Origin of the sequence: Marinobacter sp. G11 (assembly GCF_021282325.1) — a bacterium.
Lineage (GTDB): Bacteria > Pseudomonadota > Gammaproteobacteria > Pseudomonadales > Oleiphilaceae > Marinobacter > Marinobacter vinifirmus.
In genome coordinates this window covers 23,068-45,249 of record NZ_JAJSPB010000020.1, presented here as the reverse complement: position 1 = coordinate 45,249, position 22,182 = coordinate 23,068, and the positions used below count along the sequence as shown (strand labels likewise).

Below are 22,182 nucleotides of genomic sequence, written 5' to 3'. Positions count from 1 at the left end.
GAATAGTCACACTTGGAAGACCGGTGCAAACCCGCCTCCTGGCGTGCGAAAGTTGGTTGTCTGGCCCTGATATATCCTCGCGGCAACCAGCAGACTTTTGCCGGCGTAGGTATACAGGCGAATGTCGACCTTTCTGGTGGTCACCGCATCGTCAATTCGTAGAGTTCGTTCTCCAGCGGGGACGAGATCTTGTGCGATATAGCCGCCATCCAGAATGTTTTCGAAAACACGCCGGGTCATCTTGTCGCCCCGGTAGACACCCTTGCTGCCGTGACCTGCAACCGGCTTAAAAAACAATTGGCGCCGAGCGCTCCACAACGCCGCAGCATCTTCACTCGAAACCAGCCGGGTCTTCGGCACGGCGTCTTCCAGGCAGCCCGCATCCGCTAAGCTCAGTCCCCAGTCGAGTAGAGTCTGCGGGGCTGACAACAAGGTCAGGTTTCGCTTATCGGCCAGAATGGCATGAGCTCGGGGGTTGGGAGTTACAACCACGGCGCCGTCCAGATACGCACGTCTTAATGCCGCATGAGCCGTGGCGTCCAGTGAAAAGTCCACCAGCCTGTTGTAAACCATACAAATGGGCTTACCACGGGCTGTCAGTCGCCCATCGGCATACACAAGCTCTGAGGGATCGAGTATCAACGCCTCAATTCCTTTGGTCTGGAAAAGTTGTTGGGCCAACTGGAATTCGGGAAACATAAACTGGGTCTTCGGGGCATCATCAACTATCGCCAGGCAGTTGGGTACCGAAGTGGCATGCTGTCTTTGCCACTCCTGTTTGAACATCGTCAACACTGCATCCTCGAATCCGTCGAGCTCGCTACGGGTTACTGCGGTCTGTTGAGATGGGTTACAGCAGCGATGCTGGGCTCTCGCCAGCACAACGTTCAGGAAGGCACCTCCGGCATTGGTGTTGATCTCTATCAGCCGGGGGCCGTCGGGACCCAGGTGAAAGTCGTAACCCATGAATGCCCCAATGGGGCCCGGATTGAACTGTGCGATTTTTGGTGCCCAGGACAGAACTCGTTCACGAAACGACGGAAGTTCGGTGGCCGATTCGATCGCTTGGACGATCCTTTCCATCGCGGCTATGTCGGATCTGGGAACAAAAATCGGTGTGTTTGAAAAAAGCTGGTCGAACTCGGCGAACTCTGACGGTCCACTTCCAGCATCGATAAGAATGCTTCTGAGGCTCTTGTTGAGCGCTTTACGGTCGAGAGTGATGCAGTAGCAATGGCGATTGAGCTTGTAGGCTCGACTGTCGGCTAATCGTTGGTTTTTGTGGATAGGTTCGGGCATCAGGAGTCCGTTGGTCGAGAGTTTCACTGATTGTAATCGCATACTTGAAATTCAAAAAAACCTATCTCCCATGTGTGATCTACGTCAAATAGATTCATACTTCAGATCTGTTTTCAGATCTGTTTCAGTTCCGCGTGTTGAACTATCGCTAGGTAAGTTGGCTCTCTCTACCCATCTTAGACTCTCCCGATAGGTAGCAGACTGGTACTACACGATGATTCAGGCGGCAGAACTATGAAATATAGATCAAAAAAAGGGTGGTTTACCGGATTCGCGATCACCGCTTTGATAGGTTTATCGACTATTGCAATTGCAGATGGCCGTCGAGCGTTTGTACCCATGGGGACAGCTGATTCTGTTGGCATTATTGATCTGAGAAGTCGTCAGGTAATGCCGTCGATTATGGGGACAATCAACACCCATGGCTCGGCCCTGACTCCGGATGGTCACTATCTGGTTGCTGGCAGTCTGACCGCGCACGACAGCGAAGAGCCGATCAGTCGCCCGGAGGGCGTGACGGAGGACGAGCACGCGGCCCACCACGGTGGTGAAGCTACCGCGGCTCCGGAAGACGCCAATACCGGCCGGATCTACGTTGTGGATACCGCCAAGAGCGCGATTACTCGCACTGTAGAGGTGCCAGGGCCCGTGCACCATGTGCTGGTGACCCCTGACGGTCGATTCGCTGTCTCCACTCATCCTATGGGCGGTGGGATCAGTGTGGTTGACCTGGAGTCCGGACAGCTCGTTGAAACCCTGGCCACGGGCCCGGCGCCAAACTACGTAGTGGCGACCGATGACGGTCAGTCTTTACTGGTCAGCAATACTGGTAACGGGACCGTCAGCGAAGTGGATACTCGGCACTGGTTCGTCAAGCGTAATCTTCGCGTCGGCGGTGGGCCTGAGCACATGGTGCTTTCCCCTGACAACGAGAGGGTGTATGTGAATGACGGGGCCTCGGGGGAAGTCGCTGTCCTTGGGCTTTCCAGAGGTGAGGTGCTGGCAAGATACGATGTTGGGCCGCAACCCCACGGCGTGGGACTAAGCACAGATGGCCAGATACTTTATGCGACCAGCGAGGGCGGCAACCAAGTTGTCCGTATCGAGCTGGCCAGCGGAACCCGCGACAGCATGCCTCTGGCGCCGGCCCCTTACCATCTGGCGGTCTCTCCCGTCGATGGCAGCCTTTTGATCACCAGTCGGGCCGAAGCCAAGCTCTGGGTGCTTGATCCGGGCTCTCTGGAAATTATCGATGACGTTTCTTTGGACGGGATAGGTCACCAAATATCGCTAGAGGCATACTAGCCAGTAAGCCCCACTGATAAGCTTTTCCCAAAGGGATTCTATATGGATAAGCGTTTTAAGATTACGTTGGCAATTTTTGCGGTTATCGCTTTGGTTTTACTCTGGGGCGAACATAAGGTTCACCTTCTGGGTGCTTTGCCCTGGTTAATCCTTCTTGCATGCCCGTTTATTCATATGTTTATGCACGGAGGGCATGGGAGTCACGGTGGCCACAACCACCACGATCAACCAGAAGGCAAAAACGGAGGCCAACGCGATGACTGATGCTTCGTCCGATTACGGTCTTTGGGGGCTGGTGGTTCTTAACTCGGTGATCTTTATTTTCTTCGCTTTCAGTTTTTTTAAGCCACAGACCCAACGAGACTGGCGATCCTTCGGCGCGTTCAGCGCGTTTCTCGTGGCATTATTCACTGAGATGTATGGGTTCCCGTTGACACTCTATTTTCTATCCGGTTGGCTTCAGACTCAATACCCCGATGTAAATTGGCTTGCCCACGATAGCGGGCACCTGCTTGAAATGCTTTTTGGTTGGCAGGGTTCTCCCCATTTCGGCCCCTTCCACTTGTTGAGTACGGTGTTTATTGGTGGAGGTTTTTACTTGATTGCCGCCGGGTGGCGAACCTTGTACGCGGCGCAAAAAGAGCGAAAGCTGGCTACGACAGGTCTCTATTCGTATGTTCGGCATCCACAGTATGTCGGCTTTGTCTTGATAATGTTTGGCTTCCTGCTGCAGTGGCCGACTCTGTTAACCCTGGCGATGTTCCCGGTTTTGCTCTGGATGTATTCACGGTTATCGATCAGTGAGGAACGGGAAGCCGAAGAAACGTTCGGGGAAGCCTGGAGACACTATGCAGACAACACTCCCAGGTTTTTGCCGCGATTGCGCGGATTGGGGCGGCAAGCTTGAACAAAAGCTCTACTCATTTGATGGGTAGATAAAGGAGCCGTTGGTGAACCAATCACTTTCGATACGTGCAGTCGCTGGGATGGTTCTTGTCGCCTTTCTTTGGGCGATCTGCTTTCCTTTGATTGTGGTGGGGTTGCCGGACGCGCCACCTTTGCTTTTTGCCGCTTTACGCGCATTGCTGGCAGGGCTCTGTCTGATTCTGCTCGCTTTTACAAAAGGTGGTCGGCCCAGTTATTCACTTCGCCAGCTTCTAATGCTGGCCGTAATTGGCCTCAGTTACACGGGTATGGGGCTTGGAGGGATGTTTCTCGGTGCTGGCAAGCTGGGACCGGGGCTTGCAACGGTTCTGGCCAATGCGCAACCACTGTTTGCGGCGGTTCTTTCGTTTTTTATCGTTCGAGAGGTGGTGACCGGGCGTGTGTTTGTGGGCCTTTTGATTGGTTTTATTGGTGTTGTGGTGCTAGCGATGCCAGAGATGGAGTTTGGTAACGCCAGATTTTCAGGGGCCGTCTATGTTCTTGGTGGAGCCATCGGAACCGCCATTGGAAATGTGCTGCTTAAATACCAGGCCGGCAGTGATGATATCTATTGGTCGATGGGCATTCAGCTTGTCATAGGTTCAGTGTTTCTGGGAATAGCATCCGTGAGCTTGGGCGAGGGCTTCGAGATTGATTGGACTTGGTCATTTACGACGGCCATGTTCGTTCTGGCCATTCCGGCAACGGCAATGATGGTTGTGCTCTGGTATGCCTTGCTCGCCAGCGCGCCCTTGAACAGCCTCAATTCGTTTACTTTTTTAACGCCTGTTTTCGGTCTCGCTATCGGAATGCTTTTGTTCGGCGAAACTTTCACATCACTGGAGATGATCGGGATAGGAATCACAATTGTCGGCTTGGTGATCGTTGTCAAAGCGCCTCGGAAAACAACAAGCGGTTCCGCTGTCGGGGAACAGGCAAAGGTGATCCGTAGCTCATAGTAGAAAAGGGAGTAGTCAATGAGAGTCTGGATTAGCGTTCTCCTTTTGTTTGCCGCATCAGGTCGGCTTATCGCGGGCCCTCCCTCGGCAGTTTCCTTGATTGAAGGCATGGAACAGACTCTGTGGTCCGACAGCAATCACGGGCGTTTCACTATGCGGATCGAGTCTGAGTATTGGACTCGCACACTGGAACTGGAAGCCTGGATGAATCGTCCGGAGCATACGTTGATTCGCATTCACGCGCCCAAAAAAGAGGCCGGCATCGGCTCGCTGCGCATCGGCGATGCCATGTGGAATTACTTGCCCAAAGTTGATCGCACCATCAAGATCCCACCGTCGATGATGCTCCAGCCATGGATGGGCTCCAACTTCAGCAACGACGACCTGGTCAAGGAAAGCTCGTTCGTCGAGGACTACACCCACGAATTGGTCGAAACCGACGATTCCGGTGAGGTGCCTGTGTATCGTGTTGTCTCGACGCCCCGACCTGATGCCTCGGTAGTGTGGAGCCGTCTTGAATTCAATGTTCGGGAGGACTCGATCCCGGTTTCGCTTGCCTACTACGACGAGCGCGATCAGATCGTCAAACGCATGACCTATGAGCAGATCGAAACCATGGATGGGCGGCGGATACCCACCCGCTGGACGATGGTGGACGCCGATAACCCCGAGTCCCGCACGGTGATCACGATTGACTCTATTGAATTCGACCTGCCGATCGATGAAGAGGTGTTTTCATTGCGCCGGCTGCGCAACCCACAGCGAGGGGCCGGCATGAGCATCTTCCATGTCTTAAACGAATCGCGGATCTACCGTCAGGACTCAATGTCCGTCAAGGCGCTCGAAGAGGTGTAGGTCGCCATTGAGGCCGGTGAGTTCGCAACGATGGTGGGGCGGGCAAGACCACGCTGCTGAATCGAATAGCCAAAAAAATTTGATATACAGCAATTGAGATGTTGGTTTTAGTATATATTCAGTTTCGATTCAGGTGAATGGTGTTTACTGGGTATGTCGCAAATCGACCTCGTTAAGGAGCTTCGCTATGAAGAGTTTTACCAAAGTAGTCGCAATCTCGTTGATCATGGCCACACCGGCTGTCTGGGCACATGGTTCAGACAACCAGCAGGGGGCTGGTGGAATGATGATGTCCACTGAACAGATGCAGGAAATGCAGCAGAACATGTCCCGCATGCAAGATTTAGCGCCCAAGATGCGCGGAAGCTCCGGACAAAATCGGCAAAAGTTCATGCAGGAGCATATGGAACTCATGCAAGAGCAGATGCAAATGATGCGCGGCGGCATGATGGGCGATCAAGGAATGATGAATGGTCAGGGGATGATGAATGGCCAAGGAATGATGAACGGTCAGGGGATGCAGGGAAGTTCGAACCAAGGAAATCCCGTAATCAAATCAGAAAACCGCATCCAGTTTATGGAAAAGCGGATGGATCAGATGCAACTGATGATGGAGCAAATGCTGGAACATCAGCGGGAGCTTCAAGATCGCGAAAAGTAACTTTTTGACCATTGTTGGGCATACCGATGGGGAGCTCCTCAGGTCTGGTGTCTGAGGGCCTCATCGGCACAGGCCCATGGTGCTCCGTGAAGTTGAGGGACAAAAATACGATGCTCAGGGCAAAAGTCTCATTCTCCGTTCTTTTGGTTGCATTGCTCAGCGGCTGCAGCGACGGGGCCGTGGAGGGGCGCTGGTACACTCAAGCCCAGGTCGAGCGCGGTGCAACTGTATTCGACGACAACTGTGCAAGTTGTCATGGTGGCAATGCTCAGGGCTCCTTCAATTGGAAAACGCCCCTGAAGGATGGCTCCTACCCGCCACCACCGCTCAACGGAACGGGGCATGCGTGGCATCATCCTTTCGATATGCTGATGGGTACAATTAGTCAAGGTGGTGCTCCCATAGGTGGGCAAATGCCGGCCTTCGAAGGAAAACTCTCCAAGGACGACCAGAAGGCCGTTATCAGCTACTTCCAGAGCAAATGGGATAAGCGGATCTATGATGCATGGTTTGAAAGGAGTGGGCTGTAATCTCTTAGTTTTTGGTCAAGGCTCTCGCGACCTCTCAGTGCGGGTCGCCCGGACCAGATCCTTATAGAATTCATGCGCCGATGAGCGCATTTTTTCATTGCGCCTCCTGCGCAACCCACAGTGAGGGCCTGGTATGAGCATCGTCAATGTGGAAAAAGCGTCGCGGGTTTACCGTCAGGATTCCATAGCCGTCAAGGCACTCGATGAGGTGTCAGTCACCATCGATGCCGGGGAGTTCACAACCCTGGTGGGCCCATCCGGGTTGGGCAAGACCACGCTGCTGAATCAGATTGGAGTCCTGGATGAGCCGGATAGCGGGCGCATTCAGGTGGCGGGCAAGGAAATCACCGGGCTCAGCCGCAAGAAGCGGACCCTTCTGCGGTTGTGGAAGATTGGCTTTGTCTTTCAGGAATACAACCTGATCGGTGTGCTGTCGGCGCAGGAGAATGTCGAGTACGTGTTGATGCTACGGGGAGTGCCGTTCCGGGAGCGCCGCGCCGAGGCCCAGCGTATTTTGGTGGAGGTCGGTCTGCAAGGGCTGGAGCGGCGGCTGCCCCATGAACTGTCTGGCGGCCAGCAACAGCGTGTCGCGGTGGCGCGGGCGATTGTCAGCAAGCCCGCCATTGTCCTGGCCGACGAGCCCACGGCTAGACTTGGGCAAGGTTTCGTCGCCAAGGCTAACTAAACGCTTGGAGGATAGGGAAATCACTACATCACCTGATTACGCCTTTTCCGTTAACGAGGAGCATCTGTCTATTCCCAGGAAGGTGGTCGTTAATAATGGATCTGTTTTGACCTATCTCAGAAAGAGAAGGTCGGGTTTTTCTGGGTTAGCTTCCGCTTCAGGGTCAGATATGTTAATCAGAGCCCGCTGGGATAATAGTGAGCTCGAATCGGGGTTTACAGTTTTCCCCATGTATGAGTTAAGTTCCTTTATTATTGATTTTTCGTATGTTAAATCTAAAGGAGAATCTCGATTATTAATATTGACTAATGAAGAAGATGATAGTCAAGGCGCAAGTCAAATATACATCTATTGACATTTTAAGGTTTGCGGTACGGTAATAAATTTAGCGCCGAGATTCCAGTAAATCAATACTATAGCCAGTCATGCTATTTTCATGACTGGCAACGTTCTTTGTATGAGAAGCAAGCTTCGCTTGTTAGCTCTGCCTAAGCGGAACGTACTAGTCGTCACTTGAATCTGCTATTCCCGCCTCCTTCATCTGCTTGTGTAATTTTTGATGTTTCAGGCGGAGTTCTTGCCTGTCAACGGTTTCCACGGTCTTGTTCGGATAGCTCCTTGCCTCGTTAATCCTGTCGGCTAAGCCAGAATCGGCGTAGGCAAAGGAACTAAACAGTGCTGTCATTGCTATGGCTGTAATGATGCTCTTCATGACGAACTCCTTGATTTGTTGCTCCAGGCCCATGCAACTGGGCCTCTAGTAGATACCGCTGATGCCCACCAGCGGTATTTCTGTTATCATTTGCTGTACGTTACCTTCTGCTCCATTTGTTTCTTCTATAAAGCACGATGGTAGGCTCCTCCTTCTTCACTTATCATCTGTCTTCGCGCCTCCATTCCAACTTCTGACAATCCATAGCGTGTCATTTCTTTGTGGAGTCGCTGCAGTTCTTTATCCTGAAGAATATTTTCATTTACTTGGTCATTGTTCATTTCATTGTGCAGTTTATTGTGAATCTCTTTCATGTCTTTGTGGTCCGGCATGCTGCCGGCAAGTGCTGACATTGAGAGAGTGGCTGCTGCGGCGAATACTATTAATGATTTCATAATTTCACCTCCTGTTTGGTTGATGGTTTCATTAGATCATTAGTTCCTGAAACCTAACTGAAAAAACAAAAAAAAGTTTATTAACGATTTGATAACTTTTGTTAGTGATAAAAATAGTTGAGCCAGATCAATCTAAAATTTGTGCGCACTTAATTTCAGCTTCGTTTCAGCTTTGAGGTCTAATATAAGCGCTCTTATATGCTTTCCACGGAGATCTCAAGTTGTCCATCCGCACCTTTTTTACTAAGCAGACTATTTTGGGTGTGTTGCTGTTTAGTAGCATTTCTGCGTGGGCCCAGCCCAGACTGGAGCTCATGAGTGTCATCGAAGCAGCAACTGAAAACGATCCCTGGCTTGGCCAAAGCTCTTATAAACAAAATGCGTTGATGGAGGAGTCTGTTGCTGAGGGCGCGCTTCCCGATCCCCGGGTAACGATCGGCGCGGCAAATCTACCTCTAGACACATTTGATACCAGACAAGAGCCCATGACCCAGGGAACGATTGGCTTTACACAGCGAATTCCTCGTGGAGATAGCCGCCGCTTGGCTAGCGCAAAGAAAGAAGAGATGGCCGGTGTGCAGCCTTACCTCCGCCAAAATCGCCGTGCGCAGGTCACCGAAACGGCGACCCACCTATGGCTCGATCTGTGGAAATCCCAGGAAAGCATCCGCCTCATTGAAGAAAATCGGGGATTATTCGAGCAATTGGCGGATGTTGCTGAAGCTGGATATACCTCCGCGACAATGGGCTCCAGACAACAAGATGTTATTCGTGCTTCGCTGGAGTTGACTCGCCTTGAAGATAGACTGACCGACTTGCACACCCAGTTGGCTTCCAGCAGGGAAGCTCTTGGTGAATGGATCGGTTCCAGTCAGGCCCAGTTCTTGGTCACTGAAAACATTCCTCCTCGGCTATTGGAAGACGTTTCCAGCGGCTGGTCTGAGACGACCGTGGAGTCTGTCATCCGTCACCCGTCGATTCGCGCCACAGATCAACTGATTGATGTGCAGGCCATTGACGTAGATCTTGCTAGGCAAGCCTACAAACCAGAGTGGTCGGTCTTCGCACAATATGGTTATCGGGATAAGGCTCCGAACGGCCAGGACAGGGCAGACCTGTTTTCGATTGGTATTGGTTTTGACCTGCCGATATTCACAGGAAACCGGCAAGATCGACGGCTCAGTGCTTCCTCAGCCAGGCTGGAAGCCGAAAGGACGGATCGGGTTCTGAGAATCCGGTCGCTCCAGGCAAAGGCGCGCGCGGCGCTAGCCCGCATCGAGCGGTTGGATGATCGAATTGACCTGTATCAGCAAACGCTCCTACCTCAGATGGAAGAGCAGGCCAGCGCCGCGCTGACCGCCTATAACAATGACGACGGTGATTTTGCTGAGGCGGTACGTGCACGGATTTCGGAACTCAATGCCCAGGTCGAATTGATCCAGATGATGGCCGAGCGAGCCAAAACTCTGGCAAGTTTCCGTTATCTGACCACGGACGCCTCCAATATTTCTTCCTCTTCAATGACTCATTACCAGGATTGATCATCATGGCTAATTTCGTTCGCCCATTGGGCTTTGTATTGCTCGGCGGGATTGCTGGCGTGGGTGCCGCCTATTGGCTGGCACCGGAAATTTTGTCCGATCCGACAGTGGAGGCGGCCGGTGGCGAGACAAAGGAGCCGCTTTACTGGGTCGCACCCATGGACCCTAACTTTAAAAGCGACAAACCCGGAAAATCACCTATGGGGATGGATCTGATTCCAGTGTTCGAGGATGCCGGGTCGGCTGACGATCCGGTCGGTACCGTTCGTATTTCCCCTGCAGTGGTAAACAACTTAGGAGTTCGCACCGAGTCCGTTATCCAGGGGCGCCTGCCAAATACCATAACTACCGTGGGCTACGTCCAATATAACGAAGACGAGATGGCGCACGTACACCCCAGAGTAGAGGGTTGGATCGAAGCGCTCTACGTGAAAGCTGAGGGTGAGCCAGTCGAGAAAGGCAAGCCTTTGTATACCCTGTATTCGCCCACATTGGTCAATGCTCAGGAGGAGTTGCTCCTTGCCCTGAACCGGGGGAATCAGCGCCTGGTCAATGCCGCTGAGGAACGGTTGGTTGCTCTGAACGTGCCGGGCAGTCTGATACGGCAGCTGCGAGAGACGAGAAACGTACAGAGAACGATGACCGTATACGCCCCAAGCTCCGGCGTTATCGACAACCTGAACGTTCGCGAGGGCATGTTCATAAAGCCCGGAGACCGGGTTTTGTCGATTGCTGCACTGGATGAAGTCTGGGTGATTGGCGAGGTATTTGAAAGCCAGCTCTCGGCAGTGGAAGGCGATAGCCGGGTGGTGATGACTCTGGATTACATGCCCGGGCGCCAGTGGCGCGGAAAAGTGGATTATGTGTATCCCGAGGTTAATCCGAAGACGCGGACGGCCCGGGTTCGGATGCGTTTTGACAACTCCGACGGAGCTTTGCTGCCCGGTATGTTTACTCGCCTGGAGGTCCAGGGGGATCGAGGGCAAAGACGCCTGTTGGTGCCACGTGAATCGATCATCCGCACTGGACAAAGCGACCGTCTGGTGGTGGCGCTGGAACAGGGTGCCTTCAAGTCCGTCAACGTCACGGTAGGGCGGATTGGCGACAAGTACGCAGAAATACTGGAAGGCATTAAGCCTGGCGATACCGTGGTGACCTCTGCGCAGTTCCTGATCGATTCCGAGTCCAGCAAGACTTCGGATTTCCAGCGAATGTCGGCATCAGGCAGCAACGCCATGGATTTACAGATGGATCATTCGGGGCACGTCATGGATCCGGAGAAAGCGGAGCCCAAGATCGAACCTGAGGCGATGGACCATAGTTCCATGAATCATGGCGGAGGCGAATCATGATCGCTGCCATCATTCACTGGTCTGTTCGTAATCGATTTCTGGTATTGCTGGCCACCTTGCTTATTACAGGGCTTGGCCTTTACTCACTGAACAAGACGCCGGTAGATGCGCTGCCGGATCTTTCGGATGTGCAGGTCATCATCAAAACCAGCTTTCCGGGCCAGGCGCCACAAGTGGTGGAAGACCAGGTGACCTATCCACTGACCACCGCCATGCTGTCGGTCCCGGGGGCCAAAACCGTCCGTGGCTACTCGTTTTTCGGTGACTCCTACGTTTATGTGATCTTCGATGAAGACACCGACATGTACTGGGCTCGCTCCAGGGTGCTGGAGTACCTGTCCCAGGTGGCCCCGAGCCTCCCGGACTCGGCCCGCCCGCAACTGGGGCCGGACGCAACCGGGGTTGGCTGGGTTTACCTTTATGCCCTGGTGGATCGCACCGGGAACAATGATCTGAGCCAACTGCGCAGCCTGCAGGACTGGTTTCTGAAATACGAACTGCAAACAGTTCCCGGTGTGTCCGAAGTGGCCGCGCTTGGTGGCATGGTGAAGCAGTATCAGGTCAAGGTCAGCCCGGAAAAGCTCAGGGCGTTGGGCATTCCTCTGGCTCACATCCAGAACGCTATCAAAAGAGGCAACCAGGAAGTAGGGGCCTCCGTCATCGAGATGGCCGAGGCGGAATACATGGTGCGCACGTCTGGCTACATCCAGTCCCGTGAGGATCTGTTGTCAATTCCACTGGGGCTCGATGACAACGGCACCCCTGTGCTCCTGAAAGACGTGGCCAGTGTTGAGGTCGGGCCGCAGATGCGGCGCGGGGTGGCCGAGCTGAACGGCGAAGGCGAAACCGTGGGTGGCGTTGTAGTGATGCGCTTCGGTGAGAATGCCCAGGCCACCATCAATGGCGTGAAGGCGAAACTGGAGGAGCTGAAATCCAGTTTGCCGGAAGGCGTGGAGGTGGTGACGGTTTACGATCGCTCCGGTCTGATTGAGCGGGCGGTGAATAATCTCGGGTTCAAGCTGCTTGAAGAGTTTCTGGTTGTGGGCCTGGTGTGCATCATCTTCCTGTTTCATATCCGTTCGTCGTTGGTGGCGATTCTCAGCCTGCCGGTTGGCATTCTGGCCGCCTTTATCGTCATGCACTGGCAGGGCATTAACGCCAATATCATGTCCCTCGGAGGCATTGCGATTGCGATCGGGGCGATGATCGATGGCGCCATCGTCATGATCGAGAACATGCACAAACACATGGAGCGAACCCCGTTAACTCCTGAGAACCGATGGGAGGTCGTGGCCAGATCGGCCTCTGAGGTCGGGCCAGCTCTGTTTTTCTCGCTTCTGATCATTACTGTTAGTTTTGTGCCGGTGTTTGCGCTGGAAGCGCAGGAAGGGCGGATGTTTGCGCCTCTGGCCTTCACCAAGACCTACGCCATGGCAGCCAGTGCGGCTCTGGCGGTGACGCTGGTTCCGGTGCTCATGGGCTATTTTATCCGTGGCAAGGTGCTGCCGGAACACAAGAATCCCGTGAACCGTCTGCTGGTCGGTGCGTATATGCCGGTCCTGAAGTTGGTCCTTCGATTCCCGAAAACCACTGTTATGGCTGCACTGCTGGCACTGGCTGTGGGGCTTTGGCCGGCGACCAAGATCGGGAGTGAGTTCATTCCACCGCTGGATGAAGGCGATCTGATGTACATGCCAACCACCTACCCCGGTATTTCAATTGGCAAGGCCCGGCAGCTGCTGCAGCAAACCGATAAGCTGATTGCCACCTTACCGGAAGTAGAAACGGTATTCGGCAAAGTAGGGCGGGCGGATACCGCAACCGATCCAGCACCCTTAACGATGATTGAAACGTTTATCCAGCTGAAACCCAGGGATCAATGGCGGGAAGGGATGACCACCGAAAAGCTTAAAGAGGAGCTCAATACCCTGATCCGTTTCCCGGGGGTAACGAACGCCTGGGTTATGCCCATCATCACCCGCATCGATATGCTGGCAACGGGGATCAAAACACCGGTCGGTATCAAGGTGGCGGGCCCGGATCTTGCCATTATTCAGGACATTGGCAAACGCCTTGAGGAGATCATGGTCGACATCCCTGGTACCGCCTCTGTTTATTCAGAGCGGGTTGCCGGCGGTCGATACATCAAGGCGGATATCGATCGGGAGCGTGCAGCCCGTTATGGACTGAACATAGCGGACGTTCAGCAGGTTGTTGCTTCGGCGATTGGCGGCATCAATGTATCGAGGACGATAGAAGGGCTTGAGCGCTACCCGATTAATCTGCGTTACCCCCAGGACTACCGGGATTCCCCCGAGAAGCTGGAGCAGTTGCCCATCGTTACGTCAACGGGGCAAAGGATTGCGCTGGCCGATGTCGCCGATATTCGGGTCGAAGATGGTCCTCCCGCGATCAAAAGTGAAAACGCCCGCCTCAATGGCTGGACCTTCGTGGATATTGAAGGGGTCGATGTCGGCACCTATGTGGAGCAGGCCATGGCTACCGTTAACGAAGAGCTCGATCTGCCTGCGGGCTATTCGGTTACCTGGTCTGGCCAGTATGAGTACATGCTGCGTGCCAAGGAAAAGCTGACCTACGTGGTACCGCTGACGCTGGGTATCATTATCATTCTGCTGTTCCTGAACTTCCGTCGTTTTGCGGAAGTGGGCATCATCATGGGTACTCTGCCGTTCGCTATGATTGGTGCAATCTGGCTGATGTATCTGCTGGGCTATAACTTCTCTGTTGCGGTCGGTGTAGGTTTCATTGCGCTGGCCGGCGTTGCCGTGGAGATTGGTGTGATCATGCTGGTGTATCTGAACCAGTCTTACGAGGCAATGCTGGAAACCTGTGAAGAGAAGGGGCTGGCTCCAAGACGCGAGACGCTACGCCACGCCGTGCTTCACGGTGCCGGATTGCGGGTGCGGCCTATAATGATGACCGCTGCTGCTATTATCGGAGGTCTGGTGCCCATCATGGTTGGCACCGGTACCGGCTCCGAAGTCATGGGGCGCATAGCTGCACCGATGGTGGGCGGTATGATTTCCGCCGTCATTCTGGCGTTGCTAGTGATTCCTGTGCTCTTTTATCTCTGGAAACAGCGAACTCTTAGTGAGTGACGCCGATAGCAAGGTGCCAGGATTCGGCCTGGCACCTTGCTATCACGTCTTTACCGGTTATCACGATCATTCGCAGGGTGCCTACCCGTCTACTGCGCATATTCCAAAATCTATTTGCCTGAACGTTCGCTTTGCGACCGATGGGTACGATTGGTTAGCTGGTTGATCTTCCATCCTGAGGATGATCGTAACCAGGAATTGTCGCCCGAAGGAGCTTTCAGAGCTTTGAATGACGGGACTGTAGTGAGATTTCGGCCTATTTACGCTGAACGTGTCAGATTGCGACCAATGTAAGGCGTCTGTATCATTGTCGGTCAAAATCTGCGCCGCTTGTTGTTAAAAGAAAAGCAGATCAGTAATGTTCTGATCTGCTTTTCTTTTTTTAATTCCGGGTGCGGAGTTCCCTGATATTTGCGGCGGTTTCGAGTATTCCGTCCCACCAAGCAACCGGAGCTTTTGATGCCTGGCCTCTACAAGCTTTTCCGCCCCCTTATTCAACTTGGCCTGATTCCGCAGATCACGCTAGGCATTATTGCCGGTGTCTTGCTGGCCGTGGTGTCGCCTGAAACGGCTAAATCCTTCTCGATTCTGGGCCAGCTGTTCATCTCCGCCCTTAAAGCCGTCGCACCCATCCTGGTGTTTGTGTTGGTTGCCGCAGCGATTGCCGCACACCAGAAAGGCCAGCCCACGCATATTCGCGGTGTCCTTGTGTTGTATGTGGTTGGCACCCTGGTCGCCGCGCTGGTGGCGGTGGTGGCCAGCTTTGTTTTCCCCACCGAACTTACGCTGGATATGCCGGAGGTGAGCGGCAATCCGCCCGAGAGCATCATCCAGATCCTCCGGGACTTGTTGCTGAGCATGGTCGCCAACCCGGTTACCGCGCTGATGGAGGGCAACTTCATTGCCATTCTGGCCTGGGCGGTTGGCCTCGGGATGATGCTTCGCCACGCCAGTGATGCCACCGGCAAGGTACTGAATGACGTATCTGATGCGGTTTCAGGCATTGTTCATATTGTTATCCGCTTTGCGCCCCTTGGTATTCTGGGGCTGGTAGCTAACACCCTGGCAGAGGCCGGTATTGGCGCCTTACTGGAATACGGCCGGCTGCTGGGTGTTATTGTGGGTTGCATGCTGTTCGTGGCGCTGGTGACCAATCCGCTGATTGTGTTCCTGAAAACCCGCCAGAATCCGTTTCCCCTGGTATTTGCCTGCCTTCGGGGCAGCGCCATTACCGCATTCTTCACCCGTAGTTCCGCCGCCAACATTCCGGTAAACCTGGAGCTTTGTGAGCGCCTGGAGCTGGACCCGGACACCTACACCATCTCCATCCCTTTGGGTGCCACCATCAATATGGCTGGCGCTGCCATCACCATTTCTGTAATTACCCTGGCTGCAGCCAACACCCTGGGTATACCGGTTGATTTCGGTACCGCGTTGCTGCTTTGTGTGGTGTCTGCGCTGGCGGCCTGCGGGGTCTCCGGTGTGGCGGGTGGTTCGCTGCTGTTGATTCCCTTGGCCACCAGCCTGTTCGGTATCTCCACCGATATCGCCATGCAGGTGGTCGCCATCGGTTTTGTAATCAGTGTGGTGCAGGATTCTACAGAAACGGCCCTGAACTCTTCTACGGATGTACTGTTTACCGCAGCCGCCTGCCGCGCGGCCGAGCGCAAAGAGGGGTAACAGGGCGATGTCTCGAAACCTGGTTTTTATCGGCATGCCCGGCAGCGGAAAAAGTACCGTGGGCGTGCTGGCGGCAAAGCGGCTTGGTATGGGGTTTGTGGATACCGACCTTCTGATCCAGGAAGAGGCCGGCCGCACCTTGCAGGAGATTGTCGACCAGGACGGTTACCAGGCCCTGCGCCATATTGAAGAGCAGGTGCTGCTGAAGCTGTCCGTGGAAAACCAGGTTATCAGCACCGGCGGTAGCGCTGTTTACAGTGATGCCGCCATGCGCCACCTGAAAGCCAATGGCACCGTGGTTTTTCTGGATATTCCGCTGGATGTGGTCATTCAGAGAATCGGTGACTACAGCCTGCGGGGCATTTCCCGCCGGCCGGACCAGTCCCTTTCCGAGTTGTTCGACGAGCGTTTTGCGCTCTATTCCCGCTATGCAGATATCACAGTGAAGGGCGAAGGCCTTACCCAGGACCAGGTTTGTGAAGCGGTTGTCAAAGCATCGGATCCGAAATCGGGAACCTGAGGGTAAAGGTTGTGCCTTCATCGGGGAGGGAGTCGACCTTGATCTCGCCCCGGTGCTTCTCCACCACGGTTTTCACAAACGACAATCCCAGGCCGGCGCCCAGGGTGCCCGCCAGCTCGCTGCGCTTTTGCCGGTGGTAGCGGTCGAACAGGTAGGGCAGTTCATCGGTGTCGATGCCGCAGCCTTCGTCGGCGATGGCCAGGCAGGCCAGGTGGGCAGCGCGATACACGTGGATGCTCACGGTGGCGTCTTCCGGGCTGTACTGCACGGCGTTGGTCAGCAGGTTGATGACCGCCCGCTCCAGCAACTCCGCATTGCCTCGCATCCACAGGTCTTCGGTGCCGATCAGTTGCAGTGAAATGTTTTTGCGCTGGGCCTGCTCATACACGCTGTCCCGGGCGTTTTCGACAATGGCCAGCAGTTCGCACTCGTAGAAGCGCGGCTCGGTCAGCTGTTCGGCCCGGGCCAGTTGCACGAACTCTTCCGCCAGGTTGTAACTGCGCCGAGCCAGCATCCGCAGCTGGTCCAGGTGCAGTTCGTCTATGCTGGCCGGGTCCCGCTTTAATTGTTCGATCAGGGCCAGCTGAGATACCAGCGGCGAGCGCACATCGTGAGAGATGAAGTCGATGGCCTCCCGGTGCTGTCGTTGTTGTTCCCGCAGTTCTGAAATGTCCGATATGTTGGCGATAATGCCGAACTGGCCGTGTTCGGGGAGCTCGAAAGGCGCAAAGTGAACAAGGAAGTCCTTGCCATGCACGGTAACGTCCAGGGTGCGGCTTTCTTTCAGGGTCAGGGTTTCGGAAATCACCTCGTGCCAGGGCGGCGTATCCTTCGGGTCGTGGCCTTCCAGCAGGCTGGTCAGGGGCATGCCGGTGATGCTGGGCATGGGCTCCCGGAACCAGTCTTCGATGTGCTGGTTGGCAAACCGGATAACCCCCAGTTCGTCGGTTACGATAATGCCGTCCGGCATGTGTTCGAAGCTGTTGCTGATAAAGGCCTGCATCTGGGCCAGGCGTTCGCTGGCCAGGATCACCTTGCGCAAGCGCGGCGAGTGGCCGATCCCGGGGCTGAGCGGGCCGGTAGCGGGTTGCGAGTCCAGTTCCAGTTTGTGCAGGAAGTGCTGTATCACTTCCCGGCTGAGGTCGTTGCGCAGGGTGAGCCCGATGACGTAACTGGTTTCGCCCCGGGTCAGCCGGATCCAGCTTTGCTGCTGCTGGTGCTGCCACTCGCCGGGTTCCGGCAGTGGCGGGGCCTCGGCAAGGTTCATGCCGTGGTTTTCGAGTAAGTCGCCGTCTTCTGCCAGCAACCAGCCTTCCGGGCGCAGCAGGGCCCGGAAATGTTCCAGTAAGCGATGGGGCTGTCTTTTCGACGGTTCCGGCAGTGACAAGGTCTGCGTTCTGACCATTTTGTCGAGCTGCCGGTTCAGCAGCCGGTTGGTTACAGCCAGTTGCACCGCCGCGGCCACCGGCAGGGCAATCAGCGGTATCGCCAGCAGGTTGGTAGGTGAAAGCTGGTAGCCGAATACGAGCAGTGTCAGAACGTAGCTGCCAGCAAGCACCCCGAGGACCAGCAGGCCAAGGCCCCACGGTGAGAGCTTCCGGTCAAGCAACGGCTTCGAGCCTGTAACCGCGCTGGTAGATGGTTTTGATGCGGAATCCGTTTTCAGGGTTCAGCCCCAGCCGTCTTCTCAGTCGGCTCATGTGGGTATCGACCGTGCGGGTGTTGATGTCCTTGGTCAGCCCCCATACCCGTTCCAGCAACATTTCACGGGTGAGCAAGCGGCCCTGGTTCTGGAACAGGAACAGGGTCAGGTCGAAGTCTTTGTCGGTCAGGCTCAGTGGCTCACCGTGCAGGCTGATGCTGCGCTGCTGGGTGTTTACTTCGAACGGGCCGTATACCAGAACTTCTTTCTCGCTGTCCGGGTTACTGCGGCGGGCGAGGGCATTGATGCGCGCCAGCAATTCGGCAGCCCGCGCCGGTTTGGCCAGGTAGTCGTCGGCGCCGGCATCCAGGGCGCGTACTATGTCTGACTCGCTGTCCCGCTGGGTCAGGAAAATGGCCGGGATAGGCCAGTTCAGGTGCGCCCGCACGTTCTCCAGAACGTCGATGCCGGTCATGTCCGGGATCTGCCAGTCGAGGATCATAAGGTCGTAACTGCGGTGCAGAACCGCGCCCAGAAAGGCCTGGCCGGTGGGAAAGCTGTCACAATGGTGGCCTTTCTCGGAGACGATGGTCTGTATCCGCTGGGCCTGTTCGTGCTCATCTTCAAGAAGCGCAATGCGCATCAGGCGTTTCCTTCGTTAATAGGGCTATCTGCAATATCCGGCCATTATTCCAGAAATTCAATGTTCAATCAGCCCTGCAGGGGCTATTTCCTTAATGTGAGCGCCGGTTTTCCGTTGTCGTCGTCCACCGTTTGCCGGCAGCCGGGAAAGTTGCTGCAACCCCAGAACCAGCCTTTCTTGCTGTGCCGGCGCACCAGGGGTGAAAAACAGTGCGGGCAGGGTACCGGTTTCTGGCTGGTGCCGTCTTTCGGCTGGCTGTCTTCCAGCGGCCGGGTGCCCTTGCAATCCGGGTAGCGGGTGCAGGCATAGAAGCGCCCGAACTTGCCGTCCCGCTCAACCATCGGTGCCCGGCATTTGGGGCAGTGGATGGCTTCGGTGCCGGCAACGCTGTCGTCGTTGGCCGGCTTCGGGCGCCGGTTTATAAAGCCGGTGATTTCTTCCTTCAGGCTGGCCAGGAATTGCCGGGGGTCATCTTCGCCACGGCGGATGCCTTCAAGGGTCGCCTCCCAGACAGCGGTACGATCCGGAGTGCGGATGGAATCCGGCAGGGCGGCAATCAGCGCTTTGCCTTTGTCTGTGGCTTTAATGTAGCGCTTTTCCCGGAACAGGTAGTCCCGCTTGAACAAGGTGTCGATAATCGCTGCCCGGGTGGCCTCGGTGCCCAGGCCATCGGTTTCCCGCAGGGTTTTTCTGAGCTCCGGGTCCGCCACGAAACGGGCAATGTTGGTCATCGCCGACAGCAGTGTGGCATCGGTGAAATGCTGGGGTGGCTGGGTTTTCTTTTCTTTTACGCCAGCGTTGGGGCACAGCACCGGTTCGTTTCGCTCCAGCCTTGGCAGAGGGGGCTTTTCCGGTTCGCTGTTGTTTTCCCGAAGCCGGAGTTCCAGATTTTTCCAGCCTGGGCTGAGAATGGCGGTTTCGGTGGCCCGGAACTTGTGCTCCAGCACTTTCACCGTCAGCTTGCCTTCCCGGTGTACGGCATCTGCCGCAAACTGCATCAGGTAGTAGCGGCTGATCAGCCCGTATATTTTCTGCTCTGCCGCAGTCAGCTTGCCGTTGGCCGACGGCCGCACGGTAGGAATGATAGCGTGGTGCGCGTCCACCTGTTTGTCGTCCCAGGCGGCGGAGCGGCGGCTGGTGTCCAGTTCGCCGAACTGCGTTTCCAGCTCGGGCGCGACACGGCCGATGGCGCGGATGACCTGCTCGCGTTGGTTATAGTGGCCTTCGGGCAGGTAGCGGCAGTCAGAACGGGGGTAAGTGATCAGCTGGTGCCGCTCGTACAGGTTCTGGGCGGTATCCAGTACGTCTTTGGCACCCATGCGGAACAGCCGGCCGGCTTCTATTTGCAGGGCAGACAGAGACAGTGGCAGTGGTGGCGTTTCCGGCCGGTCCCGGAACCGGGATTCCACAATGGTGCCCGGGCGGCCGTTTACTTCTGCGGCAATCTGGTCTGCGATTTCACGGCTCAGCAGGCGGTTTTCTTCGTCCAGGTGTTCCTGGAATTGTTCGTCTGGCAGCCATCGTGCGGTGAAGGAGCGCTGGTCTGCGTCTTCTTCACGGGCGCGGAATTCGCCTTCAATCCGGAACCAGGGCTTCGGCTCAAAGTCCTCGATGGTGTTATCCCGCTCTACCACCAGCCCCAATACCGGGGTCTGTACACGGCCGACCGAGTACACGCCCTGTTCGCCCTGTTGCTGATAGGTGAGCGTGTAGAAACGGGTCAGGTTGATGCCATACAGCCAGTCTGCGCGCTGGCGGGCCAGTGCCGAATGGGACAGGCGCCGGAATTCCCGGTTGTCTTTGGGCGCCTGTATGGCCCGGGCAACGGCGTTGGGGGTCAGGTCGTTGATCAGTATCCGTTGCACCGGCGCCTCGGTGCCCACATAACGGAGTACCTCATCCACCAGCAGCTGGCCTTCCCGGTCCGGGTCTCCGGCGTGGGTAATGGTGTCGGCCTGGCGGATCAGGGATTCCAGCACTTTCAGTTGCTGGCGCACGCTGTCTTTTGGGGACAGCTGCCATGGCTCCGGAATCATGGGCAGGTCTTCCAGCCGCCATTTTTTCCAGGCCGGGTTGTAGCGGGCCGGTTCTGCCGGCTCCAGCAAATGGCCGATGCACCAGCTGACCGTAGCGGCGTCTTTGCCCTGACCACAGCGAATCCAGCCCTGACCTTTCTGGTGTGGGCCGGGCAGGGCGGCAGCAATGGCTCTTGCCAGGCTGGGTTTTTCGGCTATGTAAAGATGCATGGGGTCTTGGCGTTGCTGGATCGGTTCGGGAATGTGGCCCTTTGCCGGATTGCTGTCAAGGTTTCGGGGGTAAGGGCCAATGTGTAGTAGACTGACCACTCAGGGAATTGCGGGAGTTAAACGAAGATGAAAGTACAGAGTGCCATTGAAACCAAACTGGCAGATGCCTTTGAAGCCAGGTTGCTTCAGGTAGAGAACGAGAGCCACATGCACTCGGTGCCGCCGAATTCGGAAACCCACTTCAAGGTGACCCTGGTTTCACCGGATTTTGCCGGCCAGATGAAGGTTCGGCGGCACCAGGCGATCTACAAGGTGCTGGCAGACGAACTGGCAGGCTCGGTGCACGCGTTGTCGCTGCACCTGTTTACGCCGGAAGAATGGCAGGCCAGTGGTCAGGCTACGCCGGATTCGCCGAATTGCATGGGTGGCTCGAAGGGTGATGCCTCCATGGCGGCCAAACTGGAACAGGGAGCAGATTCATGAGTCAGTTTTTCCAGATTCACCCGGAAAACCCGCAGAAGCGGCTGATCAACCAGGCCGTGGAAATTCTGCGCAAGGGTGGCGTGATCGTGTACCCCACCGATTCCGGCTACGCACTGGGTTGCCATCTTGGCGACAAGCAGGCGGCCGATACCATCAAACGTATCCGCAAGCTGGATGACAAGCACAACTTCACCCTGGTGTGCCGGGATTTGTCTGATATCGGCGTCTACGCCAAGGTCGACAACACCCAGTACCGGTTGCTGAAGACGTTCACCCCGGGGCCCTACACCTTCATCCTGGATGCCACCAGCGAAGTGCCACGCCGCTTACTACACGCCAAGCGCCGTACCATTGGTGTCCGGGTGCCGGATAACGAGATTGTACGTGCGTTGCTGGGTGAGCTGGGCGAGCCGATCATGAGCAGCACCCTGATTTTGCCGGGGGAAAGCGAGCCGATGACCGACCCCTACGAAATCCGGGATACCCTGGAACACGAACTGGATTTGATCATCGACGGCGGCTTCTGCGGAATGGAAGCCACCACGGTGGTGAACTTCACCGGCGACGCTCCGGAAGTTACCCGGGTTGGCAAAGGTGATCCGGCGCCGTTTCAGGTCTAGGGCTGTTGGTT

The 22,182-nt window shown here is 55.6% G+C and carries 21 protein-coding genes; 15 read left to right on the top strand and 6 right to left on the bottom strand.

Features of this window, described 5'->3' with window-relative positions:
• Window positions 1-6 precede the first annotated feature (6 nt).
• Complete coding sequence (locus LWH94_RS13070) at window positions 7-1,299, bottom strand: hypothetical protein (RefSeq protein WP_099616092.1); 1,293 nt, start codon at window positions 1,297-1,299, stop codon at window positions 7-9.
• A 234-nt stretch (window positions 1,300-1,533) separates the two neighbouring features.
• Here LWH94_RS13070 and LWH94_RS13065 point away from each other — a divergent pair, with 234 nt between their 5' ends.
• The 8 genes from LWH94_RS13065 to LWH94_RS13030 all read left to right on the top strand — a co-directional run bounded on the left by LWH94_RS13065 (window position 1,534) and on the right by LWH94_RS13030 (window position 7,218).
• Complete coding sequence (locus tag LWH94_RS13065) at window positions 1,534-2,604, top strand: YncE family protein (protein ID WP_232902507.1); 1,071 nt, start codon at window positions 1,534-1,536, stop codon at window positions 2,602-2,604.
• A gap of 42 nt (window positions 2,605-2,646) precedes the next feature.
• Window positions 2,647-2,868: a DUF2933 domain-containing protein gene (locus LWH94_RS13060; protein WP_076657107.1), complete on the top strand. Its 222-nt coding sequence runs from the start codon at window positions 2,647-2,649 to the stop codon at window positions 2,866-2,868.
• Window positions 2,861-3,511, top strand: coding sequence for a methyltransferase family protein (locus LWH94_RS13055; protein WP_058091979.1), 651 nt, complete (start codon window positions 2,861-2,863; stop codon window positions 3,509-3,511). The genes LWH94_RS13060 and LWH94_RS13055 overlap by 8 nt, the downstream gene beginning before the upstream one ends.
• Before the next feature lie 43 nt (window positions 3,512-3,554).
• Window positions 3,555-4,487: a DMT family transporter gene (locus tag LWH94_RS13050; RefSeq protein WP_232902506.1), complete on the top strand. Its 933-nt coding sequence runs from the start codon at window positions 3,555-3,557 to the stop codon at window positions 4,485-4,487.
• Window positions 4,488-4,505: 18 nt separating this feature from the next.
• Window positions 4,506-5,342 (top strand): outer membrane lipoprotein-sorting protein, encoded by an 837-nt coding sequence (locus LWH94_RS13045; RefSeq protein WP_232902505.1) that lies wholly within the window; start codon window positions 4,506-4,508, stop codon window positions 5,340-5,342.
• 187 nt (window positions 5,343-5,529) lie between these two features.
• Window positions 5,530-6,003, top strand: coding sequence for a hypothetical protein (locus LWH94_RS13040; RefSeq protein ID WP_232902504.1), 474 nt, complete (start codon window positions 5,530-5,532; stop codon window positions 6,001-6,003).
• 110 nt (window positions 6,004-6,113) lie between these two features.
• Complete coding sequence (locus tag LWH94_RS13035; RefSeq protein WP_232902503.1) at window positions 6,114-6,533, top strand: c-type cytochrome; 420 nt, start codon at window positions 6,114-6,116, stop codon at window positions 6,531-6,533.
• 133 nt (window positions 6,534-6,666) lie between these two features.
• On the top strand, window positions 6,667-7,218 hold the full coding sequence (locus LWH94_RS13030; RefSeq protein WP_232902502.1) for an ABC transporter ATP-binding protein: 552 nt from the start codon (window positions 6,667-6,669) through the stop codon (window positions 7,216-7,218).
• A gap of 502 nt (window positions 7,219-7,720) precedes the next feature.
• Here the strand turns inward: LWH94_RS13030 and LWH94_RS13025 are convergent.
• Together LWH94_RS13025 and LWH94_RS13020 are read right to left on the bottom strand one after the other, a co-directional pair.
• Window positions 7,721-7,930, bottom strand: a complete 210-nt coding sequence (locus LWH94_RS13025; protein ID WP_213477922.1) for a hypothetical protein — start codon at window positions 7,928-7,930, stop codon at window positions 7,721-7,723.
• Between the two features lie 125 nt (window positions 7,931-8,055).
• Complete coding sequence (locus tag LWH94_RS13020; protein ID WP_232902501.1) at window positions 8,056-8,325, bottom strand: hypothetical protein; 270 nt, start codon at window positions 8,323-8,325, stop codon at window positions 8,056-8,058.
• A 221-nt stretch (window positions 8,326-8,546) separates the two neighbouring features.
• On the opposite strand from LWH94_RS13020, the gene LWH94_RS13015 reads away from it, so the two are divergent.
• The 5 genes from LWH94_RS13015 (at window position 8,547) to LWH94_RS12995 (ending at window position 16,537) form a co-directional block, all read left to right on the top strand.
• Window positions 8,547-9,866 carry a TolC family protein gene (locus tag LWH94_RS13015; protein ID WP_232902500.1) on the top strand — a complete coding sequence of 440 codons (1,320 nt, stop codon included), beginning with the start codon at window positions 8,547-8,549 and terminating at the stop codon, window positions 9,864-9,866.
• 5 nt (window positions 9,867-9,871) lie between these two features.
• On the top strand, window positions 9,872-11,218 hold the full coding sequence (locus tag LWH94_RS13010; RefSeq protein WP_232902499.1) for an efflux RND transporter periplasmic adaptor subunit: 1,347 nt from the start codon (window positions 9,872-9,874) through the stop codon (window positions 11,216-11,218).
• The gene (locus LWH94_RS13005; protein WP_232902498.1) at window positions 11,215-14,337 is read left to right on the top strand and encodes an efflux RND transporter permease subunit; all 3,123 of its coding nucleotides are present in this window, start codon (window positions 11,215-11,217) and stop codon (window positions 14,335-14,337) included. Before LWH94_RS13010 ends, LWH94_RS13005 begins: the two co-directional genes overlap by 4 nt.
• 459 nt (window positions 14,338-14,796) lie before the next feature.
• Window positions 14,797-16,017 (top strand): serine/threonine transporter SstT, encoded by a 1,221-nt coding sequence (gene sstT, locus LWH94_RS13000; RefSeq protein ID WP_232902497.1) that lies wholly within the window; start codon window positions 14,797-14,799, stop codon window positions 16,015-16,017.
• Between the two features lie 7 nt (window positions 16,018-16,024).
• Window positions 16,025-16,537 (top strand): shikimate kinase, encoded by a 513-nt coding sequence (locus tag LWH94_RS12995; protein WP_232902496.1) that lies wholly within the window; start codon window positions 16,025-16,027, stop codon window positions 16,535-16,537.
• Here LWH94_RS12995 and LWH94_RS12990 read toward each other — a convergent pair.
• The 3 genes from LWH94_RS12990 to LWH94_RS12980 all read right to left on the bottom strand — a co-directional run bounded on the left by LWH94_RS12990 (window position 16,506) and on the right by LWH94_RS12980 (window position 21,068).
• Window positions 16,506-18,146 carry a PAS domain-containing sensor histidine kinase gene (locus tag LWH94_RS12990; RefSeq protein WP_232902495.1) on the bottom strand — a complete coding sequence of 547 codons (1,641 nt, stop codon included), beginning with the start codon at window positions 18,144-18,146 and terminating at the stop codon, window positions 16,506-16,508. The genes LWH94_RS12995 and LWH94_RS12990 overlap by 32 nt on opposite strands.
• Window positions 18,139-18,822 carry a response regulator transcription factor gene (locus LWH94_RS12985; protein ID WP_022989659.1) on the bottom strand — a complete coding sequence of 228 codons (684 nt, stop codon included), beginning with the start codon at window positions 18,820-18,822 and terminating at the stop codon, window positions 18,139-18,141. The genes LWH94_RS12990 and LWH94_RS12985 overlap by 8 nt, the downstream gene beginning before the upstream one ends.
• An 83-nt stretch (window positions 18,823-18,905) precedes the next feature.
• Window positions 18,906-21,068, bottom strand: coding sequence for a DNA topoisomerase III (locus LWH94_RS12980; protein ID WP_232902494.1), 2,163 nt, complete (start codon window positions 21,066-21,068; stop codon window positions 18,906-18,908).
• Between the two features lie 126 nt (window positions 21,069-21,194).
• Here LWH94_RS12980 and LWH94_RS12975 point away from each other — a divergent pair, with 126 nt between their 5' ends.
• Window positions 21,195-21,551 carry a BolA family protein gene (locus tag LWH94_RS12975; protein WP_232902493.1) on the top strand — a complete coding sequence of 119 codons (357 nt, stop codon included), beginning with the start codon at window positions 21,195-21,197 and terminating at the stop codon, window positions 21,549-21,551.
• Window positions 21,548-22,171 carry an L-threonylcarbamoyladenylate synthase gene (locus LWH94_RS12970; RefSeq protein WP_022989656.1) on the top strand — a complete coding sequence of 208 codons (624 nt, stop codon included), beginning with the start codon at window positions 21,548-21,550 and terminating at the stop codon, window positions 22,169-22,171. The genes LWH94_RS12975 and LWH94_RS12970 overlap by 4 nt, the downstream gene beginning before the upstream one ends.
• Window positions 22,172-22,182: the final 11 nt, after the last annotated feature.